16 protein-coding genes are annotated in these 21,465 nt (G+C 71.1%); 8 read left to right on the top strand and 8 right to left on the bottom strand.

The features are described from left to right. Positions 1-101 precede the first annotated feature (101 nt). A complete protein-coding gene (locus QBL25_RS12825) occupies positions 102-1,010 on the top strand; it encodes a chitosanase (RefSeq protein ID WP_409057163.1) in 909 nt (302 codons plus the stop codon). 46 nt (positions 1,011-1,056) lie between these two features. Here QBL25_RS12825 and QBL25_RS12830 read toward each other — a convergent pair whose 3' ends face one another. The 6 genes from QBL25_RS12830 to QBL25_RS12855 all read right to left on the bottom strand — a co-directional run bounded on the left by QBL25_RS12830 (position 1,057) and on the right by QBL25_RS12855 (position 11,557). After that, complete coding sequence (locus tag QBL25_RS12830; protein ID WP_409057164.1) at positions 1,057-1,890, bottom strand: carbohydrate ABC transporter permease; 834 nt, start codon at positions 1,888-1,890, stop codon at positions 1,057-1,059. Then, on the bottom strand, positions 1,887-2,876 hold the full coding sequence (locus tag QBL25_RS12835; RefSeq protein ID WP_409057165.1) for a carbohydrate ABC transporter permease: 990 nt from the start codon (positions 2,874-2,876) through the stop codon (positions 1,887-1,889). Before QBL25_RS12835 ends, QBL25_RS12830 begins: the two co-directional genes overlap by 4 nt. A gap of 19 nt (positions 2,877-2,895) precedes the next feature. Continuing rightward, a complete protein-coding gene (locus tag QBL25_RS12840) occupies positions 2,896-4,197 on the bottom strand; it encodes a sugar ABC transporter substrate-binding protein (RefSeq protein ID WP_409057166.1) in 1,302 nt (433 codons plus the stop codon). Positions 4,198-4,474: 277 nt separating this feature from the next. Continuing rightward, positions 4,475-5,935, bottom strand: coding sequence for a glutamate synthase subunit beta (locus QBL25_RS12845; protein ID WP_409057167.1), 1,461 nt, complete (start codon positions 5,933-5,935; stop codon positions 4,475-4,477). Beyond that, positions 5,928-10,514 (bottom strand): glutamate synthase large subunit, encoded by a 4,587-nt coding sequence (gene gltB / locus QBL25_RS12850; protein ID WP_409057168.1) that lies wholly within the window; start codon positions 10,512-10,514, stop codon positions 5,928-5,930. Before gltB ends, QBL25_RS12845 begins: the two co-directional genes overlap by 8 nt. Before the next feature lie 311 nt (positions 10,515-10,825). Continuing rightward, a complete protein-coding gene (locus QBL25_RS12855) occupies positions 10,826-11,557 on the bottom strand; it encodes a VIT1/CCC1 transporter family protein (RefSeq protein ID WP_409057169.1) in 732 nt (243 codons plus the stop codon). A 224-nt stretch (positions 11,558-11,781) separates the two neighbouring features. On the opposite strand from QBL25_RS12855, the gene QBL25_RS12860 reads away from it, so the two are divergent. The 7 genes from QBL25_RS12860 to QBL25_RS12890 are packed head-to-tail and all read left to right on the top strand — an operon-like array spanning position 11,782 to position 19,526. Continuing rightward, positions 11,782-12,771 (top strand): ADP-ribosylglycohydrolase family protein, encoded by a 990-nt coding sequence (locus QBL25_RS12860; RefSeq protein ID WP_409057170.1) that lies wholly within the window; start codon positions 11,782-11,784, stop codon positions 12,769-12,771. Beyond that, the gene (locus QBL25_RS12865; RefSeq protein WP_409057171.1) at positions 12,768-14,009 is read left to right on the top strand and encodes an ADP-ribosylglycohydrolase family protein; all 1,242 of its coding nucleotides are present in this window, start codon (positions 12,768-12,770) and stop codon (positions 14,007-14,009) included. The genes QBL25_RS12860 and QBL25_RS12865 overlap by 4 nt, the downstream gene beginning before the upstream one ends. After that, positions 13,975-15,162 (top strand): ADP-ribosylglycohydrolase family protein, encoded by a 1,188-nt coding sequence (locus QBL25_RS12870; protein ID WP_409057172.1) that lies wholly within the window; start codon positions 13,975-13,977, stop codon positions 15,160-15,162. Before QBL25_RS12865 ends, QBL25_RS12870 begins: the two co-directional genes overlap by 35 nt. Then, entirely contained in the window at positions 15,159-16,592 is a 1,434-nt protein-coding gene (locus QBL25_RS12875; RefSeq protein WP_409057173.1) for an ADP-ribosylglycohydrolase family protein, read from the top strand. The genes QBL25_RS12870 and QBL25_RS12875 overlap by 4 nt, the downstream gene beginning before the upstream one ends. After that, positions 16,589-17,512, top strand: coding sequence for a ribokinase (rbsK, locus tag QBL25_RS12880; RefSeq protein ID WP_409057174.1), 924 nt, complete (start codon positions 16,589-16,591; stop codon positions 17,510-17,512). The genes QBL25_RS12875 and rbsK overlap by 4 nt, the downstream gene beginning before the upstream one ends. Further along, positions 17,509-18,696, top strand: coding sequence for a CaiB/BaiF CoA transferase family protein (locus tag QBL25_RS12885; protein ID WP_409057175.1), 1,188 nt, complete (start codon positions 17,509-17,511; stop codon positions 18,694-18,696). Before rbsK ends, QBL25_RS12885 begins: the two co-directional genes overlap by 4 nt. Further along, positions 18,693-19,526 (top strand): HpcH/HpaI aldolase/citrate lyase family protein, encoded by an 834-nt coding sequence (locus QBL25_RS12890; protein WP_409057176.1) that lies wholly within the window; start codon positions 18,693-18,695, stop codon positions 19,524-19,526. The genes QBL25_RS12885 and QBL25_RS12890 overlap by 4 nt, the downstream gene beginning before the upstream one ends. Before the next feature lie 70 nt (positions 19,527-19,596). Here QBL25_RS12890 and lgt read toward each other — a convergent pair whose 3' ends face one another. Both lgt and QBL25_RS12900 read right to left on the bottom strand, forming a co-directional pair. Continuing rightward, positions 19,597-20,574, bottom strand: coding sequence for a prolipoprotein diacylglyceryl transferase (gene lgt, locus QBL25_RS12895; RefSeq protein ID WP_409057177.1), 978 nt, complete (start codon positions 20,572-20,574; stop codon positions 19,597-19,599). Positions 20,575-20,685: 111 nt separating this feature from the next. Further along, positions 20,686-21,462, bottom strand: a complete 777-nt coding sequence (locus QBL25_RS12900) for a thioredoxin domain-containing protein (RefSeq protein ID WP_409057178.1) — start codon at positions 21,460-21,462, stop codon at positions 20,686-20,688. Positions 21,463-21,465: the final 3 nt, after the last annotated feature.

Raw genomic sequence — 21,465 nt, forward strand, 5'->3', positions numbered from 1 at the left:
CGGTACGGACCGGTCCTGAGACTGCGGCGAAATTGACTAATAGTCAATAGAGGCGGATCCGGAAGGCGCGCTACCGCGGAAGCACACGTAATCTTGTGCGAATGAAACGTGCAGGCCTCCTTCTTCTCGCCGTCGCCCCGGTCGCCACCGTCGCCGTCTACCTCATGGGCGGGGACTCGGACAGCGCCGCCTCCGGAGCGGACCAGCGGGGGCCCGGCACCCAGCGGCCGTACGACAAGGACAAGTCGGCCGCCGAGATCAAGGCCGACGACGAGCTGATCGCGGACCTCCCGGCAGGCCTCGCGTCGCCCGCCAAGAAGGACCTGGCCCAGCAGCTGATCGCCAGCGCGGAGAACTCCACGCTGAACTGGCGCGGGCAGTACGGCTACATCGAGGACATCGACGACGGGCACGGCTACACCGCCGGGATCATCGGCTTCTGCACCGGCACGCACGATCTGCTCACCCTCGTCGAGCGGTACACGAAGGACCACCCGGACAACGGCCTCGCCCGCTATCTGCCCGCGCTGCGCAAGGTCGACGGCAGCGACTCGCACGAGGGCCTCGACCCCGGCTTCACCAAGGCCTGGAAGGCGGAGGCCGAGGAGCCCGACTTCCGCAAGGCGCAGAACACCGCCCGCGACCGGATCTACTTCGACCCGGCGGTCCGCCTCGCCAAGCTGGACGGACTCGGCACGCTCGGGCAGTTCATCTACTACGACGCGATGGTCCTGCACGGCCCGGGCACCGGCCCGCGCGGTTTCTACGGCCTGCGCGAGGCGGCCCTGAAGGAGGCCGACACCCCCGCGCAGGGCGGCAAGGAGAAGGCCTACCTCGACATCTTCCTGGACATCCGCCGCACGGCGATGAAGTCCGAGAAGTCGCACGAGGCGCACCGCGACACGACCCGCATCGACACGGCGCAGCGCCAGTTCCTCTACGACGGCAATCTGAGCCTGAAGACGCCGCTGACCTGGAAGGTGTACGGGGAGACGTTCAGGGTGCCGTAGCCGCCCCGAACGCTCCCCGTGGGAGCGCCGTCCGTGCGCGCGGGGCTCAGCCCTTGACGGCTCCCGCCGCCAGGCCCGAGCCCAGCTTGCGGTGCACGATCACGAAGAAGATCATCACCGGCACGGTGACCAGCGTGGAGCTGGCCATGACCGGACCCCAGGCCGTGGAGTTCTCGCCGAAGAACTGGTAGATGCCCACGGCGGCCGTGTACTTGTCGCTGCCCTTCATGAAGGTGTACGCGAAGACGAACTCGTTCCACGCCGTGATGAAGGCGAAGATCGAGGTCGCGACGAGTCCGGGCGCCACCAGCGGCAGCAGCACCGACCGGAACATCCGGAACCAGGACGCCCCGTCGATGTACGCGGCTTCCTCGACCTCCTTGGGCACGGTCTGGACGAAGCCGCGCAGGGTCCAGATCGCGAAGGGCAGCGAGAGCGCGACGTAGACGATCGTCAGGCCGAGCAGCGAGTTGAGCATGTCGTAGTCCCGCATCTGGATGAAGAGCGGGATGACGAGCGCCTCCAGCGGCACCATCTGCACGATCAGAACCATGATCAGTACGGAGGTGCGGAACCGGAACTTGAAGCGGGCCACGGCGATCGCCGCGAAGAGCGAGAGCAGCGCGGCGGCCAGGATGGTGCCGAAGCCGACGAGCGCCGAGTTCAGGAGGTACGTGCCGAAGTTGCCCTTCTCGAACACGTAGGTGAAGTGCTCGAAGCTGAGGCCGCTCGGCAGCACGTCCGCGCCGCGCGTGATCGCCTTCGGGTCGAGTGCCGTGGAGATCATCCAGTACACGGGGAAGAGCGCGAAGAGCAGCAGCGCGGCGACCCCGACGGGCAGGCCGATGCGGGTGGCGAGTGTGGTGCGGCGGACGCTCACAGGTCCTCCTCCCCCTGCCGGAACAGCGTGCGGATGTAGACGACCGTGATGGCGAGGAGCAGCAGGGTCAGCAGGACGGCGGCCGCCGCTCCGGTGCCGTAGTCGTTCTTGGCGAAGGCCTGGATGTAGGAGAAGACGCCGAGGTTGTAGACCTCTTCGTTGGCGCCGTCGCCGCCCGGCATCAGATAGATCTGGGTGAAGACCTTGAAGTCCCAGATGGTGGAGAGGATGGTCACCACCAGGAAGACGGGCTTGATCGTCGGAACCGTGATCTTCCAGAACCGCTGCCAGGCGTTGGCGCCGTCCAGCTCCCCCGCTTCGTAGAGCTCCTTGGGGATCGTCATCAGGCCCGCGAGGACGGTGATGGCGACGAACGGGAAGCCGTGGTGGACGACGTTCAGGGTCGCGATCGCGTAGAACGGCCCGCGTTCGGTGAACCAGTTGGTCGTCTCGGGGTCGATGAGCCCCATCGAGCCGGCGATCTGGCTGACCATGCCGTCCTGCGGCTGGAAGAGCCAGATCCAGACGTACGTCCCGGTGACGGCGGGCATCGCCCAGGCCGCGAGGATCGCGATGGAGCAGATCAGCCGCCAGGCCGGGCCGAGGCGGTTGAGCAGCAGCGCGACGAGCGTGCCGAGGGCGACGGTGAGGCCGACGCAGGCGATCGCGAAGAACGCCGTGTTGGGCAGGACCGTCTTCCACAGAAGGCCGCTGCCGAGCAGGTCGGCGTAGTGGTCGAACCCGGTGAAGGTGCCGACCCCGCCGCCGAACTTGACGGCGTAGTCCTGCATCGAGAGCTTGCCGACCTGGATCAGCGGCCAGAGCAGCAGGCCGGCGAGGACCAGGAGGGACGGGGCGAGGAGCAGCCACGGCCGGGCGAGAGCGACCAGCTTCTTCTTGCGGAGGGCCGCCTCGTGTTCCGGGCGGGGGGCGGGGGGACGGACCTCGGTCACCTTCGGTCCGTCCCCGACCAGCGTGTCTTTCATGGCGTCGACTCGCCCTTGCCTACTTGTCCTTGGCGAAGATGGCGTCCATGTCCTTGGCGGCCTTGTCCGCCGCCTCCTGGACGGAGGACTTCCCGGTCAGGATGGACTGCACCATGCCGGGGATGACCTTCGAGGCCTGGATCTCGCCGTACGCCTTGGTCTTGGGGACGGTCGCGCCGGCCTCCAGCATCTGCTTGGCGAACGGCTCGACCAGCGGGTCCTTCTTCGCCTCGATCTTCTTCAGCTCGGAGTTCTGGCCCGGGAAGTAGTTGGTCTCCTCGGCCCACTTGGCCGCGAAGTCACCCGTGGTCAGCATCTTCACGAACTCCCAGGCGAGGTCCTTCTTGTCCGTGTTGAACGTGGACAGGTAGGAGCCGCCGAGGAAGGACTTGCTCATGCCGCCGGTCTGGCCGGGGATCGGCACGGCGCCCAGCTTGCCCTTGAGGTCGGGGTTGGCCTCGACGATGGCCTTCGGCGTCCAGTTGCCGTTGACGGACATCGCGACCTGGCCCTTGCCCCAGGCGTCGCCGACCTCCTTCTCCGTCCAGGTGTTGACCTTGGCCGGGGAGACCTTGTCCTTGGTGGCGAGGCCCGTGTAGAACTCGATGCCCTTGACGGCCTCGGGCGAGTTGATGCCGGACTTCCAGCTGCCGCCCCGCTCGGTGGCCAGTTCGCCGCCGGCGCCCCAGATGAAGGGGGTGGCGAACATCTCGGCGCCGCCCGCGACCGGGAAGGGGATCATCCCGGGCTCCTTGTCCTTGAGCGTCTTGGCCGCGGACTGGAGCTCCTTCCAGGTGGTCGGGGCCTTGAGCTTGTGCTTCTCGAAGACGTCCTTGCGGTAGACGATGCTGCGGACGCCCGCGTACCACGGCATGCCGTACTGCTTGCCCTCCAGCGTGCCCGCGTCCTTGAGGCCCTCCACGAGGTCACCGTTGAGGCCCGACTTCTTGACGTCGTCGGTCACGTCGACGAGGGCGCCGGTCTCGGCGAACTGCGGCACCCAGGTCGTGCCGACCTCGGCCACGTCGGGGACCTGGTCCTCGCCGCCCTCGATGGCAGTGGTGAACTTCTTCTGCGCGGTGGCCCACTGCTGGTACTCGACGTGGATCTTGGCGCCGGTCTTCTTCTCGAAGGCCTTGCCGGCCTCGGCGAAGAAGGGCCTGGCGTCGGGGTTGGTCCCCTCCATGATCCAGACGGTGAGGGTCTTGCCCTTGCCGTCGGTCGCCTTGTCCCCGCTGTCGCTCCCGTCATCGCTGCCGCATGCCGTCGCGGTCAGTCCGAGCGTCATGGCGATACCTGCCGCGATGACCCGTCGCTTCATACCGGCCCCCTCATGGGTACGTGCTGTCACTGCGCCGATCCGTTTGTGGGAGCGATTGTGGTCACACGCTCCGGGCGCGGTCTAGACCCATTCGGCTAGCGGGGCCGAAACGTGATTTGCGTTGCAAGCAATGCACGTTGCACACACTGCAACGCAAAGGCGCGCCGTCACGGCCCGGAAACGCCACGACGCCCGCCCTGGTCCGGTCGGGGACTAGGCGGGCGTCGCATCAGTTCCGTACGCCGTTGTACGGGACGTATGAGGGGTTGTGCAGGGATCAGACCATCAGAGATCGGTCCGTGGGTCGAATCGGCGACGGGAGGTCGCTCGCTCCGGTGAGGAAACGGTCCACGCCGCGTGCGGCCGAACGGCCCTCGGCGATCGCCCAGACGATGAGCGACTGACCGCGGCCGGCGTCACCGGCGACGAAGACACCGGGGACGTTGGTCTGGAACTCGGCGTCACGCGCGACGTTGCCGCGCTCGTCGAGCTCCAGGGAGAACTGGTCCACCAGGCCGTTCTCGCGGTCCGTGCCCGTGAAGCCCATCGCGAGCGTCACCAGCTGGGCGGGGATCTTGCGCTCCGTGCCCGGCTTCTGGGTCAGCTTGCCGTCGACGAACTCGACCTCGATGAGGTGCAGGGACTGGACGTTCCCGTCCTCGTCGCCCTCGAAGTGGGTGGTCGAGACGGAGTAGACCCGCTCGCCGCCCTCCTCGTGCGCGGAGGTCACCTTGTAGAGCATCGGGAAGGTCGGCCACGGCTGGTTCGGGTTCCGCTCCTCGCCCGGACGCGGCATGATCTCCAGCTGCGTGACAGAGGCCGCGCCCTGGCGGTGGGCGGTGCCCACGCAGTCCGCGCCGGTGTCGCCGCCGCCGATGACCACGACGTGCTTGCCCTCGGCGGAGACGGGCGTGGTGACGTAGTCGCCCTCCTGGACCTTGTTGGCCAGGGGCAGGAACTCCATCGCCTGGTAGACGCCCTTGAGCTCACGGCCGGGGACCGGGAGGTCGCGCGCCATCGTGGCGCCCGCGGCGATGACCACCGCGTCGTGCCGCTTGCGCAGCTTCACCGCGTCTATGTCGCGGCCGATCTCCACGCCCGTACGGAACTTGGTGCCCTCCGCGCGCATCTGCTCGATGCGGCGGTTGATGTGGCGCTTCTCCATCTTGAACTCGGGGATGCCGTAGCGCAGGAGGCCGCCGATGCGGTCGGCGCGCTCGTACACGACGACCGTGTGGCCCGCCCGCGTCAGCTGCTGGGCGGCGGCCAGACCGGCCGGGCCCGAGCCGATGACGGCGACGGTCTTGCCGGAGAGCCGGTCGGGCGCCTGCGGCAGCACGTCGTTGGCGTCCCACGCCTTGTCGATGATCGAGACTTCGACGTTCTTGATGGTGACGGCCGGCTGGTTGATGCCGAGCACGCACGCCGACTCGCAGGGCGCCGGGCACAGGCGGCCGGTGAACTCCGGGAAGTTGTTCGTGGCGTGCAGCCGCTCGGAGGCGGCCGACCAGTCCTCGCGGTACGCGAAGTCGTTCCACTCCGGGATCAGGTTGCCCAGCGGACAGCCCTGGTGGCAGAACGGGATGCCGCAGTCCATGCAGCGCGAGGCCTGCTTGGAGATGATCGGGAGGAGGGAGCCCGGAACGTAGACCTCGTTCCAGTCCTGGACGCGCTCGCCGACCGGGCGGGTCTGCGCGACCTCGCGGCCATGGTTCAAAAAGCCCTTGGGATCAGCCATTGGTCGCCGCCTCCATCATCTTCTCGGTGATCTCGGTCTCGGTCAGACCGTCTCGCTCGGCGGCGTCCTTGGCGGCGAGCACTGCCTTGTACGTGCTGGGGATGATCCTGCTGAAGCGGTCCACGGCGGTGTCCCACTCGGCGAGCAGCTTCTCGGCGACGGTCGAGCCGGTCTCCTCCTGGTGGCGGCGCACGACGTCGTGCAGCCACTGCTTGTCGGAGTCGTCCAGGGCCTCGACGGCGCCCAGGTTGCCGGGGTTGACGTTGTCCCGGTCCAGGTCGATGACGTACGCGATGCCGCCGGACATGCCGGCCGCGAAGTTGCGGCCCGTCTCGCCGATGACCACCGCGTGGCCGCCGGTCATGTACTCGCAGCCGTGGTCGCCCACGCCCTCGGACACGACCGTCGCACCGGAGTTGCGGACGCAGAACCGCTCGCCCGTCCGGCCGCGCAGGAACAGCTCCCCGCCCGTGGCGCCGTACGCGATGGTGTTGCCGGCGATCGTCGAGTACTCGGCGAGGTGGTCGGCGCCGCGGTCCGGGCGGACGATGATCCGGCCACCCGAGAGGCCCTTGCCGACGTAGTCGTTGGCGTCGCCCTCCAGGCGCAGGGTCACGCCGCGCGGCACGAACGCGCCGAACGACTGGCCCGCCGAGCCGGTGAAGGTGATGTCGATGGTGTCGTCGGGCAGGCCCGCTCCACCGAACTTCTTCGTCACCTCGTGGCCGAGCATGGTGCCGACCGTGCGGTTGATGTTGCGGATCGCGACCTGGGCGCGGACCGGCTGGGCGTCGGTGGCGCCGGAGGCGGAGAGCGCGTCGGCGGCGAGCTTGATCAGCTCGTTGTCGAGCGCCTTCTCCAGACCGTGGTCCTGGACGGCGATCTGGTGGCGCACGGCGCCGCCGGGCAGCGCCGGCACGTGGAAGAGGGGCTCCAGGTCGAGGCCCTGCGCCTTCCAGTGCTTCACTGCGCGCTCGGTGTCGAGGAGCTCGGCGTGGCCGACGGCCTCCTCGATGGTGCGGAAGCCCAGCTCGGCGAGGATCTCGCGGACCTCTTCGGCGATGAACTCGAAGAAGTTGACGATGTACTCGGCCTTGCCGGAGAACCGCTCGCGCAGCGCCGGGTTCTGCGTGGCGATGCCGACCGGGCAGGTGTCCAGGTGGCAGACGCGCATCATGACGCAGCCGGAGACGACGAGCGGCGCGGTGGCGAAACCGAACTCCTCGGCGCCGAGCAGCGCGGCGATGACGACGTCACGGCCGGTCTTGAGCTGGCCGTCCGTCTGGACCACGATGCGGTCGCGCAGGCCGTTGAGCAGCAGTGTCTGCTGGGTCTCGGCGAGGCCGAGCTCCCAGGGGCCGCCCGCGTGCTTGAGGGAGGTCAGCGGCGATGCGCCGGTGCCGCCGTCGTGGCCGGAGATCAGGACGACGTCCGCGTGGGCCTTGGAGACACCCGCGGCGACCGTGCCGACGCCGACCTCGGAGACCAGCTTCACGTGGATCCGCGCCTGCGGGTTCGCGTTCTTCAGGTCGTGGATCAGCTGGGCGAGGTCTTCGATCGAGTAGATGTCGTGGTGCGGCGGCGGGGAGATCAGGCCCACGCCCGGCGTCGAGTGACGCGTCTTGGCGACCCACGGGTAGACCTTGTGGCCGGGCAGCTGGCCGCCCTCGCCGGGCTTGGCGCCCTGCGCCATCTTGATCTGGATGTCGTCCGCGTTGACCAGGTACTCCGAGGTCACGCCGAAGCGGCCGGAGGCGACCTGCTTGATGGACGAGCGGCGGGCCGGGTCGTACAGGCGGTCCGCGTCCTCGCCGCCCTCACCGGTGTTGGACTTGCCGCCCAGCTGGTTCATGGCGATGGCGAGGGTCTCGTGCGCCTCGCGGGAGATCGAGCCGTACGACATGGCGCCGGTCGAGAACCGCTTGACGATGTCGGCGGCCGACTCGACCTCGTCCAGGGGGATCGAGGGGCGGTCCGACTTCAGGTTGAACAGGCCGCGCAGCGTCATGAGGCGCTCGGACTGCTCGTTCACGCGGTCCGTGTACTTCTTGAAGATGTCGTAGCGGCGGGTGCGCGTGGAGTGCTGGAGGCGGAAGACCGTCTCCGGGTCGAAGAGGTGCGGCTCGCCCTCGCGGCGCCACTGGTACTCGCCGCCTATGTCGAGCGCGCGGTGCGCGGAGGCGATGCCGGAGACCGGGTACGCCTTGGCGTGCCGGGCGGCGACCTCCTGGGCGATGACGTCGATGCCGACTCCGCCGATCTTGGAGGTCGTGCCGACGAAGTACTTCGCGACGAAGTTCTCCTGGAGGCCGACGGCCTCGAAGACCTGCGCGCCGCGGTAGGAGGCGACGGTCGAGATGCCCATCTTGGACATGACCTTCAGGACGCCCTTGCCGAGGGCGTAGATCAGGTTCCGGATGGCCGTCTCGGCCTCGATGCCGGGCAGGAAGGTGCCCGCGCGGACGAGGTCCTCGACGGACTCCATGGCGAGGTAGGGGTTGACGGCCGCGGCGCCGTAGCCGATGAGGAGGGCCACGTGGTGGACCTCGCGGACGTCGCCGGCCTCGACGAGCAGACCCACCTGGGTGCGCTGCTTCGTGCGGATGAGGTGGTGGTGGACGGCCGCGGTGAGCAGCAGCGAGGGGATCGGCGCGTGCTCGGCGTCGGAGTGCCGGTCGGAGAGCACGATCAGGCGGGCGCCGGCCTCTATGGCGGCGTCGGCCTCGGCGCAGATCTCCTCGATGCGGGCCGCGAGGGCGTCGCCGCCGCCGCTGACGCGGTAGAGGCCGGAGAGGGTCGCGGCCGTCATGCCGGGCATGTCGCCGTCGGCGTTGATGTGGATGAGCTTGGCGAGCTCGTCGTTGTCGATCACCGGGAAGGGCAGCGTGACGCTGCGACAGGTCGCGGCGGTCGGCTCCAGGATGTTGCCCTGCGGGCCCAGCGAGGAGTGGAGCGAGGTGACGAGCTCTTCACGGATGGCGTCGAGCGGCGGGTTGGTGACCTGCGCGAACAGCTGCGTGAAGTAGTCGAAGATCAGCCGCGGGCGCTCGGAGAGGGCCGCGATCGGGGTGTCCGTGCCCATGGAGCCGAGCGGCTCGCCGCCGGTCTTGGCCATCGGGGCGAGGATGACGCGCAGCTCTTCCTCGGTGTAGCCGAAGGTCTGCTGGCGGCGCGTGACGGAGGCGTGCGTGTGCACGATGTGCTCGCGCTCGGGCAGGTCGGAGAGCTCGATCTCGCCCGCTTCCAGCCACTCCTGGTACGGGTTCTCGGCGGCGAGGGCGGCCTTGATCTCGTCGTCCTCGACGATGCGGTGCTCGGCGGTGTCGACGAGGAACATCTTGCCGGGCTGGAGGCGGCCCTTGCGGACGACCTTGGCGGGGTCGATGTCGAGGACGCCGACCTCGGAGCCGAGGACGACGAGGCCGTCGTCGGTGACCCAGTAGCGGCCGGGACGCAGACCGTTGCGGTCGAGAACGGCGCCGACCTGGACGCCGTCGGTGAAGGTGACACAGGCCGGGCCGTCCCAGGGCTCCATCATCGTGGAGTGGTACTGGTAAAAGGCGCGGCGGGCCGGGTCCATCGAGCCGTGGTTCTCCCACGCCTCGGGGATCATCATCAGGACCGAGTGCGGAAGCGAACGTCCACCGAGGTGGAGGAGTTCGAGCACCTCGTCGAAGGAGGCCGAGTCGGACGCGTCCGGCGTGCAGATCGGGAAGACCCGGTCCAGCTTGTCCGTGCTGCGCTCACCGGCGGAGGCGAACAGGTCGGAGGCGAGCTGCGACTCTCGCGCCCGCATCCAGTTCCGGTTGCCCTTGACGGTGTTGATCTCACCGTTGTGCGCGACGAAGCGGTACGGGTGTGCGAGCGGCCAGCTCGGGAACGTGTTCGTGGAGAAGCGCGAGTGGACGAGCGCGACGGCCGTGGCGAACCGGCGGTCGGACAGGTCGGGGAAGAACGGCTCCAGCTGGCCGGTGGTGAGCATGCCCTTGTAGACGATGGTCCGGGCGGAGAGCGACGGGAAGTAGGTCCCGGCCTCACGCTCGGCACGCTTGCGCAGGACAAAGGCCTTGCGGTCGAGCCGGACGCCGGTGCTCTCGCCGTCGGCCACGAAGATCTGCCGGAAGACCGGCATCGTCGAGCGCGCGGTGGAGCCGAGCAGCTCGGGGGCGACGGGGACGTCGCGCCAGCCGAGGACCGTCAGGCCCTCCTCGGAGGCGATCGTCTCGATCTGTGAGACGGCTCCGTCGGTCGTGCCCGCGGTGTCGACCGGCAGGAAGGCGATGCCGACGGCGTACGCGCCGGCCTCGGGGAGAGCGAAGCCGGAGACCTCGCGCAGGAAGGCGTCCGGCACCTGGAGCAGGATGCCCGCGCCGTCACCGGAGTCCGGCTCGGAACCGGTGGCACCGCGGTGTTCGAGATTGCGCAGTACGGTCAGCGCCTGTTCGACCAGCTCGTGGCTGGCTACACCGGTGAGGGTGGCCACGAACCCGACACCACAGGCGTCGTGTTCGTTACGGGGGTCGTACATGCCCTGGGGGGCGGGGCGACCGTCCATGGGCGACCAGGCGTGCGTACGCATTGGCTCTCCCGTCGTCGTCGTGGCATATGCAATAAGCGTGGGACGACGTTGGCCCAGGCGAAATTTCGTGCAGGTTACATGATGGAACGCTTCTCGAAAAGCGGATAGCTCATTCCACCATGTGGACACCGCTCATACCCGTGGAGAGCGATCGAGAGGGGGACCTATGCGGACAGATCAATGACCGAAAGGCCCGAGCGCGGCATGGGCCTCATTGCCCGCAGCGCTTACGGCTCATGCCCGGTGGTTAAGGATTCGAAACCGCCGAGTAACGGCTAGTTATGCAGCATCCCGCATAGGACTGCAAGGGTTCATCCTACGGCGGTACCGAACAGACTGCCCAGGGCGTACGTCACACCTGCCGCCGCACCGCCGAGCGCGAGCTGCCGCAGCCCGCTGAACCACCAGGAACGCGCGGTCACCTTCGCCACGACGGCACCACAGCCGAAGAGCCCGACCAGCGCGAGCAGCAGCGCGGGCCAGAGCGTGGCGGCACCCAGCAGGTACGGCAGGACGGGCAGCAGCGCGCCGAGCGCGAAGGCGCCGAAGGAGGAGACCGCGGCGACCAGCGGGGAGGGCAGATCGCCGGGGTCGATGCCCAGCTCCTCGCGCGCGTGGATCTCCAGGGCCTGCTCGGGGTCCTTGGACAGCTGCTTGGCGACCTCGCGGGCGAGGCCGGGCTCGACGCCACGGGACTCGTACAGCTCGGCGAGCTCCTTCTCCTCGTCCGCGGGGTGCTTGCGCAACTCGCGCCGCTCCACGTCGAGTTCGGCCTCCACGAGTTCGCGCTGCGAGGCCACGGAGGTGTATTCGCCCGCGGCCATCGAGAAGGCGCCCGCGGCGAGGCCGACCAGGCCCGTCACGACGATGGTCCGCTGCGAGACGGCTCCGCCGGCGACACCGGTCATCAGGGCCAGGTTGGACACCAGGCCGTCCATCGCGCCGAAGACGGCGGGGCGCAGCCAGCCGCCGTTGACGTCGCGGTGGGTGTGGTTGTCGCGGTGCGCCTCGTGCAGTGCCGCTTCGGTCTCGATGATCGCCATGGTGGCCCCCTCAGTGCTTGGACGATCTCGAAAATACGCGCGAAAAATCGCTCTCGCCAGCAAGGAAGGCCGTACTTACCTGCGCTTGCGCGTATGTGAACGGGGGTTCCTCGAACCGGTGAGCGCATGCGTCGGAGGGGTGACGTCGGCCGCGCGGATGCTCGCGTCGGGGCCGCCGCGTGGCAGGGATACAGCCACACGTCTCGGCACCAGGGAGGCACAGCATGACGGGCTTGACCGGTGTGACAGGAGCGACCGGCCTGAGAGAGCGGGCGCGCGGCGCCCTTCTCGGCCTCGCGGTCGGCGACGCGCTCGGCGCGCCCGCCGAGAACATGAAGCCCTCGGAGATCCGCCGCCGCTGGGGACGCATCACCGGATACGTCGCCGAGCACCCCTCGGGCACGGACGACACCGAGTACGCGATCTTCTCCGGGCTCCTGCTCGCCCGGCACGGCTCGGCGCTCACCGTCGCGCACGTGGAGGCGGCTTGGCACGAGTGGATCGCGGACCTGGACGAGGGGCCCTTCCGGGGCGCGGGCTTCAGCGAGCGCGGCACGCTGGAGAACCTGCGCCGGGGCCTCGCGGCGCCGATCTCGGCGCAGCACCGGCACGCGTGGAGCGACGGCCTGGCGATGCGGGCCGCGCCGTTCGGGGTCTTCGCCGCGGGCCGGCCCGCCGAAGCGGCCCGGCTCGTGGCGATCGACGGCTCGGTCAGCCATGACGGCGAGGGCATCTACGGCGGGCAGGCGGTGGCCGCGGGGGTCGCGGCGGCGATGGACGGGGCGCCGGTGGACTCCGTGGTGGCCGCGGCTCTCTCCGTCATCCCGGAGGACTGCTGGACCTCCCGCTCGCTGCGGCGTGCGGTGGCGGTGGCGCACCGGGGCGAGCGCGCGGTCCGCTCCGCCGTGGTGATCGGCGGCTACCCCTGGACCGATCTCGCCCCCGAGGCGGTGGGGCTCGCCTTCGGGGCGTACGCGGCGGCCTGCGGGGAGTTCTCCGGTGCGGTGCTCACCGCCGTGAACATGGGGCGGGACGCGGACACCACCGCGGCGGTGGCGGGGGCGCTGGCCGGGGCCACCTGGGGGGCCTCGGCGATTCCTCCGCCATGGGCCGCCGCGATCGGGCCCGCGCGGGGCAGTTGCCTTCCCTCGATGCGGGGACATCACGTACTGGACGTGGCGGACCTGCTTGTTTCTGGCCTGGGGGCCTCATGACCGCCGACGAGCCCGGCGCTCCGCGCCGGATCTTCCCCACCCACCCACCCGTTCACCCGGCAGCGGACGAGCGAGGCAGGCAGCGGATCGAGGGGCTGCTCCTGGGGCTCGCGGCGGGTGATGCCGCCGGGTGGCCCGCCGCCAGGCACCGGGCCGCCCGCATGCCCGAGTGGACCCGGAGGCTGACCCGGGAGCTCGACACCTTCGCCGAGCAGAACGCCACCACCACCCTCCCCGTGCCCATCGCCCTGAACCAGCCCCCGGAGCCCCTGCGCCTCGGGCCCTCGGACGACGCCGAGTGGGCCGCCTTCGCCGCCGAATCGCTGCTCCGCGCGGCGGACGGCACCCTCGGCCCCCAGCTGTCCCCCGGCCGCCGGGTCCGCGCGGCGCTCGACCTCGCCTGGAACACCCTCGCCAGCGAGATCGCCGCCGCCGCGGCCCGCGCCCCCGAGGTCGAGTCCGCCGTACTCCCCCTGCGCGCCCGCATCTCCGTACGGGCGGGCCTCGGCAACCTCGCCACCGGTCTGCGGCCGCCCGCCACCGGCCACGACAACCCCCACTACTTCGACGACGCCGCCTGCGTACGCGCCTGCGTCCTCGCCCTGGTGCACCCGGGCGACCCCGAACAGGCCGCCGCCCTCGCCGAGTTCGACGCCCGCTACACCCAGGACGGCGACGGCGTGCACGGAGCGCGCGCCATGGCCGCGGCGATCGCGGCGGCGCTCGGCGGCGCCGGTGTCGACGCGACCGTGGACGCCGCCCTGGCGCAGCTGCCGGAGCACACCGAGATCGGCCGCAACGCCTGGCACGCCGTCAAGCTCGCCCGCACCCAGCCGGAGGACGGCGCCTTCGGCCTGGTCCCGCTCCTGGAGCACCAGATCGTCGACCACGTCTACAGCTACGGGATCGCCGCCGCCGAGACCGTCCCGGTCGCCCTCGCCCTGACCACCGCGGCCCGCGGCCGCATCAGCGAGGCGGTCCCCGCCGCCGCCTGCCTCTCCCGCGTCGCCGACTCCGCTCCCGCCCTCGCGGGTGCGCTGACCGGGGCGCTCGGCACGGCCACCGCCGTCCCCGAAGCGTGGCGCGACGCCTGCCGCACCCTCTCCGGCTGCGCGCTGCCCCGGCTCGCGGGCACCGACCTGGTGGAACTCGCCGGGCATCTCGCAGCCACGGAACTGACCACTCCGGGAGGACAATTCCGACATGACGTCACCAACACCCCGGACCCCGGCCACTGACCTCCTCTCCACCGACCTGCCCCTGTCCGAACGCGTCACCGCCTGCCTGGTCGGAGCGGCCGTCGGCGACGCGCTCGGCGGTCCCGTCGAGGGCTACTCCCCCGAGCAGATCGTCGAACGGCACGGCGGCCGCGTCCACGGCATCGTCGGCCCCTGGAACGGCGACCAGTGGCGCACCGCACGCCCCATCGCGCCGTACCACAAGGGCGACGGACACGTCACCGACGACACCCTGATGACGCACGCCCTGATCCGCGTGTACGCCACCGTCCGCGACCACCTGGACGCCTACGCGGTCGCCGACCACCTGGTCCCCGACCTCATGCACACCCCCCGCTGGATCCCGGAGCTGGAGACGGAGACCATCCCGCTCCACCGGGTCTTCCTCGCCGAGAAGTGGATCGTCGCCCGCATCCACTACGGCCACGTCGACCCCCGCGAGGCCGGCACCGGCAACATCGTGAACTGCGGCGCCGCGATGTACATGGCGCCGGTCGGCCTGGTCAACGCGGCGAACCCGGCGGGCGCCTACGCCGAGGCCCTCGACGTCGCGGGCGCCCACCAGTCCTCGTACGGGCGCGAGGCGGCCGCGGTCTTCGCGGCGGCCGTGGCGGCGGCCTGCGCACCGGGCGCGACCCCGACGTCGGTGGTCGACACGGCCCTGTCCTTCGCCAAGGACGGAACGCGGGCCGCGATCGAGTCCGTGGCCGAAGTCGCCTCCCATCACCGGGACTTCGAGTCGGCGCTCGTCCCGCTGCGCACCGCCGTCACCCCCTTCGACACGGTCGGCCCCGACTACCGCGCCCCGTCCCTCGGCGCCCGCCGCCCCTCCCGCCTGCACGCCGTCGAGGAGCTTCCGATCGCGCTCGGGATGCTCCTGGTGGGCGACGGCGACTACCGCCACACGGTTCTCGGCTCGGTCAACTACGGCCGCGACTGCGACTCCATCGCGACCATGAGCGGCGCGCTCGCCGGCGCGCTCGGCTCCGAGGCCCCGCGCGAGTGGTCGAAGACGGTCGCGGAGGCGAGCCGCCTGGATCTGCACGCCCCCGCGGCGACGCTCACCGAGGTCACCCGGGAGATCTTCACCCGCGACCTGCGCCGCCGCCGCGCCCACGAGTCGGCGTACGCGGCCCTGACGGCCACCCCATGATCCGCCTCACGTGGGTCCAGCCGGAGGACCTGGTGGGCCATGAACTGCGCCAGTCGGCGGAGGAGGGCAAGGACGTCGAGGCCATCCGGTCCCGCTGGCTGAACGCGGGCGGCCACCTGGCCCCGCCAAGGGCGGGCGCCTCCACCACGACACCGTCCCCGGAACTACGCACCCTGGCACACCACCTGCTGGACGAACTGTCCACGCTGACGCCCCTGTCGAGGGCAGGCGTTCCGCGGGGCGACGGGGGTCTCCCCCGCTCCCCGCAGCAGGCGGTCCCGGGAAGGGGCGGGATCGGGGAGAAAGAGGCCCTGCGTCACCGCCTGCACGCGGCCTGGCTGGGCAGAGCGGCAGGCTGCCTCCTGGGCAAGCCGGTCGAGAAGCTCTCCCTCACCGCCATCAGAAGCCTGGCCAAGGCAGCGGGCAACTGGCCCCTCACCACCTGGTTCACGGAGAAGGGCGTCCCCCGCGAACTCCTGGAAGCCCACCCCTGGAACAGACGCTCCGCCCCCACCTCCCTCGCCGAGAACATCGACGGCATGCCCGAGGACGACGACCTCAACTACCCCCTCCTCAACCTCCGCCTCCTCCAGCGTTACGGCCAAGACTTCACCACCGCGGACGTGGCCAGGCTCTGGCTGGACGAGCTGCCCGCCGCCCGCACCTTCACCGCCGAACGCATCGCCTACCGCAACCTCCTCAACGGCATCGAGCCGCCGCACACCGCCACCCACCACAACCCCTTCCGCGAGTGGATCGGCGCCCTGATCCGCGCCGACGTGCACGGCTGGACCCACCCCGGCGCCCCCGCGGCGGCAGCCGACAGCGCGTACCGCGACGCGTGCCTCACCCACACCGCCAACGGCGTGTACGGCGCGATGTTCGCTGCGGCCGCCATCGCCGAGGCGGCGGCGGGCACCGGAGACCTCCACCGGTGCCTGCGCGCGGGCCTCGACGCCGTACCGCCGGAGTCCCGGCTTGCCCGCGCGGTCCGTCACGGCATCCGGCTGGCCTCCCGTACCCCCGACTTCGACCGGGTGGTCGACGATCTGCACGCCGCCTACGGCCACCACCACTGGGTACACGTCATTCCCAACACCGCACTCCTGGCCGCCGCCCTCACCCACGCCGACGGCGACTTCACCGGCTCCATCACGCGCGCCGTGTCCGGCGGCTGGGACACCGACTCGAACGGCGCGACCGCGGGCTCGATCGCCGGCCTGCTCGCGGGCCACCCCGACGCGCTGCCCGAACGCTGGACGGCCCCGCTCAAGAACCGCCTCGCCAGCTCCGTACCGGGCTTCGACGGCACCGGCTTCGACACCCTCGCCGACCTCACCGCCGAACTCGCCGCCGAACTCGCCGAACTCCCCGCGCCTCCCGGCCTCCCCGCATCCCCGACACCCGCCCAGGAGAGACCCCACCCATGACCCACATCGCCGTGCTCGGCAGCACGAACATGGACCTCGTCGCGTACGTCGCCAAGGCGCCCCAGCGCGGAGAGACCGTCACCGGGCGCGAGTTCCGCACGCTCCCCGGCGGCAAGGGCGCCAACCAGGCCGTCGCCGCGGCCCGCGCGGGCGCCGACGCCGTGTCGATGATCGGCGCGGTCGGCGCCGACGCCTTCGGCACCCGGCTGCGCGGCGCCCTCGACCACTCCGGCGTCGACACCGACCTGCTGCGCACCGTGGACACCGAGGCCACCGGCACCGCCCACATCGTGGTCGACGACGAGGGCGGCAACGCGATCGTCGTCATCCCGGGCGCCAACGGCACGCTCGGCGCGCTCGCCCCCGGCGACGAGGGCCTGATCGCCTCCGCCGACGCCCTCCTGCTCCAGCTGGAGATCCCCGTCGAGGGCGTGCTCGCCGCCGCGCGGGCCGCCCGCAGGCACGGCGTGCGCACCATCCTCACCCCGGCGCCCGCCCAGCCCCTGCCGCCCGAACTCCTCGACTCCATCGACCTGTTGGTGCCGAACGCACACGAGGCGGCCACCCTCACCGGACTCACCGACCCGCACGCCGCCGCCCGCTCCCTCCTCTCCCAGGTCCCCGAGGTCGTCGTCACGCTCGGCGCACGCGGCAGCCTGTACGCCGCCCGGGGCGCCGAGCCGGTCCTGGTCGAGGCCCCGCACGTCACCGCCGTGGACACGACCGGCGCGGGCGACACCTTCGTCGGCACCCTCGCGGTGGCCCTCGCCGAGGGCGGATCCGTGCCGGACGCGCTCGCGTGGGCGTCGTCCGCCGCCGCGCTCTCCGTCCAGCGCCCGGGGGCTTCGGCGTCCATGCCGTTCCGCTCCGAGATCGACACCCAGGCGAACGGATCCGGGACGGACGGCACGGCCTCATGACCGCACCCCTCACCGGCCTGCGCGTCCTGGACCTGGCGACGCTCTTCGCGGGCCCGCTCGCCGCCACGATGCTCGGCGACTTCGGCGCGGAGGTCATCAAGGTCGAGCACCCCCGCCGGCCCGACCCCTCCCGCGGCCACGGCCCCGCCAAGGACGGCGTCGGCCTCTGGTGGAAGATCCTGGGCCGCAACAAGCGCACGATGACGCTCGATCTCTCCACGCCCGGCGGCCGCGCGACCCTGCTGCGCCTGGCCGCCACGGCGGACGTGATCGTGGAGAACTTCCGCCCCGGGACCCTGGAGAAATGGGACCTGGGCTGGGAGGAGCTGAGCGAGGTGAACCCCCGCCTCGTCCTGACCCGCGTCACGGGCTTCGGCCAGTTCGGCCCCTACTCCCGCCGCCCCGGCTTCGGCACCCTCGCGGAGGCGATGAGCGGCTTCGCCGCGATCACCGGTGAGCCGGACGGGCCGCCGACCCTGCCGCCCTTCGGCCTCGCCGACTCGATCGCGGGGCTGGCGACGGCGTACGCGGTGATGACGGCGCTCGCGGCCCGCGACCGCACGGGCACGGGGCAGGTGGTCGACATGGCGATCATCGAGCCGATCCTCACGGTCCTCGGCCCGCAGCCGCTCTGGTACGACCAGCTGGGCCACGTCCAGCCCCGCACCGGCAACCGCTCCACCAACAACGCGCCCCGCAACACCTACCGTACGGCGGACGGCAGTTGGGTCGCCGTCTCCACCTCGGCCCAGTCGATCGCCGAGCGCGTGATGCGCCTGGTGGGCCGCCCGGAGCTGATCGCCGAGCCCTGGTTCGCGACGGGCGCGGACCGGGCGGCCCACGCGGACGTGCTCGACGGCGCGGTCGGCGGCTGGATCGCCCTGCACACCCGCGCCGAGGTGATCGAGGCCTTCGAGAAGGCGGAGGCGGCGGTCGCCCCCATCCAGGACGTACGCGACGTGATGACCGATCCCCAGTACACGGCCCTGGACACCGTCACCACCGTCGACGACCCGGAGCTCGGCCCGATCCGCATGCAGAACGTCCTCTTCCGGCTCTCCGAGACCCCGGGCTCGATCGGCTGGGCCGGCCGCCCGCACGGGGCGGACACCCAGGAGGTCCTGACCGAACTGGGCCTGACGGAAGGCGAGATCGCGGGGCTGCGCACGGAGGGCGCCCTGTGAGGGACACGCCTCTGACCTGGCTGTACGCGCCCGGAGACCGGCCGGCCGTGGTGGCGAAGGCGCTGCTGGCGGGCGCCGACGCGGTCATCGTCGACCTGGAGGACGCGGTCGCCCCCGACCGCAAGGAGTACGCGCGCGCGGCGACGGCCGAACTGCTCGCCACGCCCCAGCCGATCCCGGTGCACGTCCGCGTGAACGCCCTGGACGGCCCCCTGGCCGACGCCGACCTCCGGGCGCTCGCGCACCTGCCCGGGGTCTGCGGGCTGCGGCTGCCCAAGGTGACCTGCCCCGCCGACGTCGTCCGCGTCGCCGAGCGGGCGGCTCCCGCGGACGGCGGCGCCCCCGCCCTGCACGCCCTGATCGAGTCGGCCCTCGGTCTGGAGCACGCCTTCGCCATCGCCACCGCGCACCCGGCCCTGCACGGGCTCTCCCTGGGCGAGGCGGACCTCCGCGCGGACCTGGGGGTACGGGAGGACGCGGGGCTCGACTGGTCCCGGGCGCGCGTGGTGGTGGCCGCCCGGGCCGCGGGGCTGGCGCCGCCCGCCCAGTCGGTGTACGCCGACATCCGCGACCTCCAGGGCCTGGCGGCGTCCTGTGCGCACGGGCGCTCCCTCGGCTTCCTGGGCCGCGCCGCGATCCACCCCCGCCAGCTCCCGGCCATCGAACGCGCCTATCTCCCCACCCCGGAGGAGGTCGACCACGCCGAGCAGATCGTCAAGGCGTCCACCACGGAGTCGGGCGCCCTGGCGCTGCCGGACGGGACGTTCGTGGACAAGGCCGTGGTGGAGGGGGCGCGGCGGGTCCTGGACCTGGCGCGGCGGCGCCGGTAGCGGCACATGGCGACGGGGCCGCCGGATCGGTGATCCGGCGGCCCCGTCGGCGTACGAGGGAGGAGGCGCGTCACGCCTTCTTGGCGGACTCGGCTCCGGCGCCGTCCTTGTCCGTGTCCTTGACCGCGTCCTTGTCCGCACTGTCCGCACTGTCCGCGGCCTCGGTGGCCTTCGCCTCGTCCTCGGCCTTGTCCTTGTCCTTGGGCGCGGCGTCCGCGGCGTCCTCGCCCTCCGGCGCGGGCTCGACGATCTCCTCGCGTCCGGGGCGCTTCTTCGCGGAGAGCACGAAGTAGACGACGGCGAGCACGAACACCGCGATGGCGGTCCAGACGTTGAGACGCAGGCCGAGAATGTGGTGCGCGTCGTCGACCCGCATGTACTCGATCCAGCCGCGCCCGGCGCAGTACGAGGCGACGTACAGCGCGAACGCCCGGCCGTGTCCCAGCTTGAAGCGGCGGTCGGCCCAGATGACCAGGAAGCCGACGCCGATGCACCAGAGGGACTCGTAGAGGAACGTCGGGTGGTACGTGCCGGGGACCCGGCCGTCCTCCGCCGACGTGATCTTCAGGGCCCACGGCAGATCCGTGGCCTTGCCGTACAGCTCCTGGTTGAACCAGTTGCCCCAGCGGCCGATCGCCTGGGCGAAGGCGATGCCGGGGGCGAGGGCGTCGGCCCAGGCCGGCAGCGGGATGCCGCGCCGGCGACAGCCGATCCAGGCACCGACCGCGCCGAACGCGATCGCGCCCCAGATACCGAGGCCGCCCTCCCAGATCTTGAAGGCGTCCACCCAGTCACGGCCCTCGCTGAAGTACAGCTGGTAGTCCGTGATCACGTGGTAGAGACGCCCGCCGACGAGGCCGAACGGCACGGCCCAGACGGAGATGTCGGCCACGGTGCCTGGGCGGCCCCCGCGAGCGATCCACCGCTTGTTGCCGAGCCAGACGGCGACGAAGACGCCGATGATGATGCAGAACGCGTAGCCGCGCAGCGGAATGGGTCCGAGTTCGACCACACCGCGCGACGGGCTGGGAATGAAGGCAAGGTCCATGGCAGGTCCGACGCTACCGTGCCGGATGGCGCCCGGGGCAACCAGCCCGGCTACGTCTCCATAACAGGGCCGCCCGACGAGGCCCCCGAAGAGCCTCGCCGCGAGGCTCCGCTAGCCCCTGTTGGCCTCTTCCACCTTCGCCTTGAGCTTCGCCGGCGTCAGCGGGTTCTTCTGGTCGCCGAAGATGTTCTTGCCGTCGAGCAGGACGCTCGGCGTGCCCTGGAGGCCCGACTCCTGGAACGCCTTGTTCGACTTGGTGGCCCAGCTGTCGTGCGTGCCGTCGTCCACGCACTTCTTGAAGGAGTCGGTGACGAGTCCGTCGACCTTGCCCGCGAGCTCGATCAGCTTGCTGTTCTTGCTGAACGCGTCGTCCGTCTCCGGCGGCTGGTTCGTGTAGAGCACGTCGTGGTACGGGGTGAACTTCCCGGCGTCCTGGGCGCAGGCCGCGGCGTTGGCCGCGCGCAGGGAGCCGCTGCCGCCCATGTTCCCGTCGATGATCGTCGCGAGGTGGTACTCGACCTTGAGCTGGCCCTTGTCGGTGAGCTCGTGGATCGTCTTGCGGTACATGTCCTCGAACTGCTTGCAGGCGGGGCAGCGGAAGTCCTCCCAGATGGTGAGGGTGGACTTGGCGCCGTCCTTGCCGACGGGGATCGCGAGCTGGTCCTCGCCGCTCGCCCCCTTGGGCGCCGACAGGGGACCCGCGGTGTCCTTGTCGTCACCCGAGTTGGCGGCGACCAGGCCGGCCACGGCGGCGAGCGCGAGCACGCCCACGACGGCGGCACTCACGATCAACACCCTGCGCCGCTTGTCCCGCCCCTTCTGCCGCTCTCGCTCTTCCGCCAGCCGGTCGCGGGCCGCACGCTTTCCCTCACGGTTCTTCTCGCTCACACC

The organism is Streptomyces sp. SYP-A7185 (assembly GCF_046103685.1).
Classification (GTDB): Bacteria; Actinomycetota; Actinomycetes; order Streptomycetales; family Streptomycetaceae; genus Streptomyces.